5 protein-coding genes and 2 pseudogenes are annotated in these 5,959 nt (G+C 39.2%); 5 read left to right on the forward strand and 2 right to left on the reverse strand.

From position 1 onward, the window contains the following. A partial coding sequence (locus tag LH47_RS14125) for a UPF0236 family transposase-like protein (RefSeq protein WP_043968586.1) occupies positions 1-525 on the reverse strand: 525 nt, incomplete at its 3' end. Positions 526-1,299: 774 nt separating this feature from the next. On the opposite strand from LH47_RS14125, the gene LH47_RS14135 reads away from it, so the two are divergent. Further along, positions 1,300-2,424 carry an IS4 family transposase gene (locus LH47_RS14135; protein ID WP_043968575.1) on the forward strand — a complete coding sequence of 375 codons (1,125 nt, stop codon included), beginning with the start codon at positions 1,300-1,302 and terminating at the stop codon, positions 2,422-2,424. 383 nt (positions 2,425-2,807) lie between these two features. On the opposite strand, the gene LH47_RS14140 is transcribed toward LH47_RS14135, so the two are convergent. Beyond that, positions 2,808-3,146 (reverse strand): hypothetical protein, encoded by a 339-nt coding sequence (locus LH47_RS14140; protein ID WP_043968576.1) that lies wholly within the window; start codon positions 3,144-3,146, stop codon positions 2,808-2,810. 321 nt (positions 3,147-3,467) lie between these two features. Here LH47_RS14140 and LH47_RS14145 point away from each other — a divergent pair, with 321 nt between their 5' ends. From LH47_RS14145 to LH47_RS14160, 4 genes and pseudogenes are all read left to right on the forward strand, one after another. Next, positions 3,468-3,776 carry a helix-turn-helix domain-containing protein gene (locus tag LH47_RS14145; RefSeq protein ID WP_043968578.1) on the forward strand — a complete coding sequence of 103 codons (309 nt, stop codon included), beginning with the start codon at positions 3,468-3,470 and terminating at the stop codon, positions 3,774-3,776. Between the two features lie 29 nt (positions 3,777-3,805). Continuing rightward, positions 3,806-4,633: pseudogene (locus LH47_RS14150) on the forward strand (IS3 family transposase); the annotation flags it as partial. A gap of 347 nt (positions 4,634-4,980) precedes the next feature. Beyond that, positions 4,981-5,358, forward strand: coding sequence for a hypothetical protein (locus LH47_RS14155; protein ID WP_043968582.1), 378 nt, complete (start codon positions 4,981-4,983; stop codon positions 5,356-5,358). Positions 5,359-5,757: 399 nt separating this feature from the next. Continuing rightward, positions 5,758-5,959, forward strand: a pseudogene (locus LH47_RS14160) (IS1380 family transposase); the annotation flags it as partial.

Here is a 5,959-nt window from a genome sequence, read left to right on the forward strand (position 1 = left end):
CCCTTTCCCCTGGCGGGAAATGAACAGCCCATCCGCCTCCACAAACAGCACTCGGCCGTGCCGTTGGGAAACAGGGTGGTGCAGCGAGACAGGGGCCTCCAGCACCAGTTGGCGAATCGCCTCGTGGCTTAGGACCGCATACCCCACGATCGACTCCAACGTACGGGCCGCTTTGCGGTAGGAAGAGCACTCTACGGCCAACTCGACCGCCGTTTCCTCGAGGCAAGGGCTGATCGACTGCGCTCCATCAAAGCCCAGTTCGGCCTCCAGCAAGAAGGTATACGCCCCCGCCTGCCGATCATAGTAGTAGTTCCGTCGAAACGTCACTTCTCCAAACAGCGTTTGGATCGTGGTCGGCCGTTTGTCTTTCAGCTGATACCGGCGCTTGTCCCGCGCTTCCGCCAGTTGTTGATCAATCTCCTCCAAAAGGGCCGCCAACAAGACAGCGAACACCTTTTGAAGAGTTCTGACTAATTGTTCCTCCAGCTCTTTTAATACAGGCCATTCTGTGGTAAAATGTTTCATGGACTCTCTCCCTCCTGTTTTATTGATGTTGGTCATCACCATCATAGCAGGGAGAGAGTCCTTTTTGCATGACATTTGCTTTTTTCTACCGCGCTTCGCTTGGTGGCCCCGACGAGCGTCGCGAACAAAAGTTCGCAACCCTCGTCGGGGAATCATTCCTGAATGTCACCCACAAATATTTTACTCACACCTATACCTAACCGAAATTCATCTCCCACTTTCACTTCGTTTAGAAGTGGGAGACTTCTTTCGGAGGGAAGTTAAAAATTTGATAACCAATATTTTCAGTTCGTGTCTTTCGTTTTGTTTTGTTTTCTTTTCATGAATAAAAGAATTATGAGGAAGCCAAGCAAAATAAGTGTAATCCATAAGGAAATGGAATAAGCCTTTTTAAATAGTTGAAGAGTCCACGCTGGTGCCCAAGCATCCTCCCCTAGTAGCCAATATGCGACCACATTTGAAATTCCAATACCCTCTGTATTTGGTTTCAGCGATGATAATAATTAAGTGCTAAACTAATACTGCAAACTACGGATACGAAAAAAAGTGCAGTAATTGTGATAAGGAGTGTTTTAGATAAATCTTTTGTTCTTTTATGGAACAAATGAGTAAAAACTAAAAGAGTAAGTAGCAAAATATCACTAGCGTCGCATTAAAATAATTTAACACCTTTAAATAAACCGAATTTTCTGAAATATAATCCAAACACAAAAAAATCCTTTATAATGGTTGGGTGGTAGTAAACCATCCAAATCCAATACAAAGGACAAAACCATGGATAAGTTTACACGAAAAACATCATTTGAACAATGGTTTTCACCGATTAATCGTCCATTATTTGATGACCTAGTGAAAACACATCAATTAAATCACTATACCAAGAAACTTTATATGGCTTCATTTATGAAACTACTTTTGTATGCCCAACTCCATGAAACCGAGAGTTTACGGGCGTTGAGTGACGCTGTCTTTTTAGAAGAATTACAACGAGCAACGAGATTGGAATCGATTAGTTTTTCACAGTTAGGGAGACGAATCAATACCATCCCAACTGAGTTCTTTCAAACGATTTTTCTCGATTTAGTGGCACAAATTCATCGGAAAACCAATTTCCAAACAAGAAGAAAAGTGACAACGCCTTTGAAAATCATTGATTCGAGTACATTACCGCTTAATTTGACCAATCATAAGTGGGCAGAGTTTCGAAAAACAAAATCAGGAGTAAAGCTTCACTTACGACTTGTTTTTATGGAAAAAGGACTCTCCTATCCAGATAAAGCCGTACTCACGAATGCCAACGAACATGATCGTGGTCAACTAGAAGTATTCGTGGATGACAAAGAATGCATGTACGTGTTTGATCGTGGTTACTTGGATTATAGGCGCTTTGATCAAATGATGGAAGATGGCTATTTCTTTGTGACTCGTTTGCGTAAAAACGCTGTTGTCCGAGTGTTAGAATCCTTTTCGTTACCAGAAGATTCACCCGTATTCTCTGATGAAATGGTTGTCATTGGAACACCACAAAATCGTTCTGAAAACGTGTTTCGCTTACTCAAATTGCAAGATACAAAAGGAAATGAGCTTCATTTACTGACAAATCGGTTTGACATTGACGCAGATGAAATTGCAGAAATCTACCAATCACGTTGGGCAATCGAACTTTTTTTCAAATGGATGAAACAACATCTGAACATTAAAAAGTTTTTTGGTCACAGTGAACAAGCTGTACATAATCAAGTGTACGTAGCCATGATAGTGTACTGTCTGAATGTTTTAGCTCAGTTGAACACGAATAGCGAACGCAGTTACTTACAAATTAGTCGCTATTTGAAGGCTTCTTTGTGGAAATCCGCTCACATTTGGTTACGAAAAATCGAAGGAAACAGCGTCCCATAAAGGTTTGCCAGTCGTTGTTGCACAAGTCATAGGTTATAGTAAAAAAATGGATGTCTACTACCCTCGCTTAGGTGTTTTCGTTTTTTCTCTAAAGTCCAGAAAAAATAAAACTGAAAATTCAGACATCATTTATGCGACAGTAGTGGCAAAATATAATAAAAATAAAGTTCTGGATTGAACATCATTTCACCTCTAATTTCCCAAAATTATACTCTTGTCGTTAGTGAGACAAGAAGCTTATCGGATTTGGATTGCTCGTTATCGATGTTCCGTATGCCACAAGACGATGACCTTGCTTCCAATATTTTTTTATTCATAATTTTAAGAAATTAGTTCTGGAATAGTGTGTTACAAAGCAGTGAAAATTGTTCAACCACAGAATCTTATTCTTTGTCGTCCTTCGTTACTTTTGAAAGTTTAAAAATACCAACTAACAGACAAATCATACTTCCTGCCCATAATGCCCCTGATTCACCTAAAAGAAGGGAAATTTCTTCTGACGACATGGGATGATTAATGTCAAAAGAAATGGCTTTTAATGCCAAGTATACTGCAATAGAGAACGATACAAAATGCACGAAAATCCAAAGAAATGCTGCTCTTTGTGTGGTATTCCTTCTCCAAAGGAAAATTACCGTAATAATTGCAATGAGCATTATTGTAGAAAAACCACCAATTAACATGTTCATCACTTCTTCTTCCAAAGGAAGATGCTGGTGCATGTGGAGAACACCTCACATAATAGATAAATTAATTCGTAGTGCTAGTTGAGAACTAGCACTACGAATATTATGCATTGTTCCCTCCATACCCGTCAAATTTAGTGTTAAGGGTCGTTGTGTCCATACGCAATGTTTGTGATCATTAGCTGAAGAAAAAGAATACCACATGTTTTAGGCATGCCAAATAACCCTCTTGGAGAGGGTTATTTGGCGTTTTTATGAATCTTATCGGGGCGTGACAGTGGAGTGAGCCTTTAAAAGTAGACATGTATAAATCGGGAAAAAGATGTCCATACAGAAGACAGGAAGGAGCCGATGAACATGTCGAAAAAACAAAGAACTTACAAAAGCTATTCTTCAGAATTGAAGCTGGAAGCCGTTCAAAGAGCCTTGGCGGGGGAGAGTGTAAAAGTCATTGCACATCATCTTGAGATTACAGATCCTGACTATATTTATAAATGGATAGATCAGTATGAAATGTATGGGGAAGTAGGACTAAAACGAAAAGTTAGAAATCATCCTGAAATGGACAAGGATTTCATCATACGAGAACTAGAGATGGAGAATGGAATTTTAAAAAAGTATCTGCAAATTCTGAAAAGGGAGGGAAGACAGCGAAGTTCAAAGTAGTAGACGAGCTCAAAACAAAATATCCAGTTGTTAAAATATGTGAAAAACTACAGATTTCAAAATCTGGTTACTATAAATACTTGAAAACAAAGGGTAAGAAGAAAAAAGAATCTAAGAAAGACCAACAATTAAAAGAATATATCTCTTTGATTTTCCATGAACATAAAGGGAGATATGGATATCGAAAAATTCACGCAGTGTTAAACAATCAATATCAACTACCTGTAAGTGAAAAAGTTGTACGTCGACTGATGAGAGAATTAGGATTAAAATGTCAATCTCGCATGAAACGAAAACAGCCAGTCAAAGTGAAAAAAGCAACTTCCGCTGGATATATTTATGAAAATCTATTAAAAAGAAACTTTTCCACGACACGTTTGAATGAAAAATGGGTCACAGATGTCACGGAAATTGCCGTGGAAGATAAAAAGCTATTTGTTTCTGCCGTTATGGATTTACACAACAATGAAATTATCGGGCATCAGATTTCATCAACACACGATGTTCAACTTGTGGAAGATTCCCTATTGTATGCATTAGAAATCAGACACATCAAGGACTCTTTAATCCTTCATTCAGATCAAGGAATGCCATATCGATCAACAAGATGGAAAACGCTGATGGATACATTTTCAATCACACCAAGTATGTCGAGAAAAGCGAATGCGCTTGATAACGCATGCATAGAAAGCTTTTTCTCCTATCTCAAAACAGAGATAGAGCAGGATTTGCAACGTACGAAAAGTGTGGAAGAGGCAACACAGCTTATCCATGATTACATTCGCTATTACAACCACCAACGGATACAAGGTGTTCTTCGTTATCAGACACCGACTCAATATGCAAAGGCTAGTTAACAACGAGCACTGGTGGGCTATATTTCCTCCTTCTCGTCTTACCAACCTCTCCTCAGAACTCCGTGGGGCTGTCAAGTGCTCTCCTTGACAGTTTCACGGGGTTCTGAGACACTAGGAAAAAGACGAGAAAAGGAAAGGAACCAGAGCTGCGTAGCCCTGATTCCTTCGAATAAACCGAATTTATATTGTCTACTTTTCGGATCGCAATGCACAGGCACGCTGCACAAAAAAGTACATATGAACTATTTATTTGTAAAAACGACAAAAAAATCTAAAAATTTGTTGAAAACAGACTATTTTTGTATTAATATATTTGGTGAATAAAACCAAAATCGGGAGGTTTTATAATGAAAAAAGGGTTGTTAGCATTCTCATTGGCTGCTTTGCTAGGAACATCTTTTATAGCAGGAAATCAAACTGAAGCAGCATCAGTTACTGGACCAGGTGGGACTTCCAGAATCGATTACTTAAGAGGTAGTGATGAGATTTATTGGAGTGTTAAACCGAATACAAGTTGGCCTTATCAATTTCTAGGTTATGTTACATTTGGTTATGGCGCAAGTGGTTCAGTTCCTGTCGCTAGTGCAGGGGTTGGTTTGGAAGATGGATTAGTAGATGCTAGAGGTTCTGGATATTGCTCAGCAACGTTAAGTGGTACAGCATATGCTCTTGATGGAGATACGTTTACAGTGTTGCCTGGGGTTACTACTTATTATACTAGATGATAAATTCAGAGAAGGAAGGCTCACATAAGTCTGTGAGCCCTCTATGTTAATTTATATCCTCTGGAAAGTTTTTTACGAGACTAATCGTTATCCGAATCGATGTTGCTACTATCACTTATATTTAGGATAAGAGTTTAGTCTATCGTGTTTGTCGTTTTATTAGAAGTTTTGATAGGCTTGACTACTCTGATCCTTAAAAAACAGGATTAAACAGGAAAAAAGAATACATAAAAATGAACGTCTTAAAAATCGCATTAAAGGATAGTGAGATAAATGGTAAAATATCGCATATTTAATAGAATCCTGAATCCGTGACAAAACATCTTTACAATGGTCGCAAACCGTTGATACGATAAGGGAAAACGACGTGAACGACTTTTCATCAAGTAGGTGAATATCATGAAAGATTTCCCGATTCGGTTTGTGTTGACAGATGAAGCGATTACGCCAAGTGCTGGACTTGCTCTCGTTGGTTACTTACTACATCAAACGAAACTGGATAAACGAGTAAACGCCCTTCGGCTCCCAACGGTTCGTCGAGATGTGCACATTTCCCATAGCGACGTCATTCGCTCGATGATCGGCTTGCTTGCCACAGGAA

It is taken from the genome of Anoxybacillus thermarum (genome assembly GCF_000836725.1).
GTDB classification, from domain to species: Bacteria; Bacillota; Bacilli; order Bacillales; family Anoxybacillaceae; genus Anoxybacillus; species Anoxybacillus thermarum.

Coding starts and splice junctions, on each gene's coding strand:
- LH47_RS14135 (WP_043968575.1), top strand. CDS start 1,300: ATGGATAAGTTTACACGAAAAACATCATTTGAACAATGGTTTTCACCG.
- LH47_RS14155 (WP_043968582.1), top strand. CDS start 4,981: ATGAAAAAAGGGTTGTTAGCATTCTCATTGGCTGCTTTGCTAGGAACA.
- LH47_RS14140 (WP_043968576.1), bottom strand. CDS start 3,146: ATGCACCAGCATCTTCCTTTGGAAGAAGAAGTGATGAACATGTTAATT.
- LH47_RS14145 (WP_043968578.1), top strand. CDS start 3,468: ATGTCGAAAAAACAAAGAACTTACAAAAGCTATTCTTCAGAATTGAAG.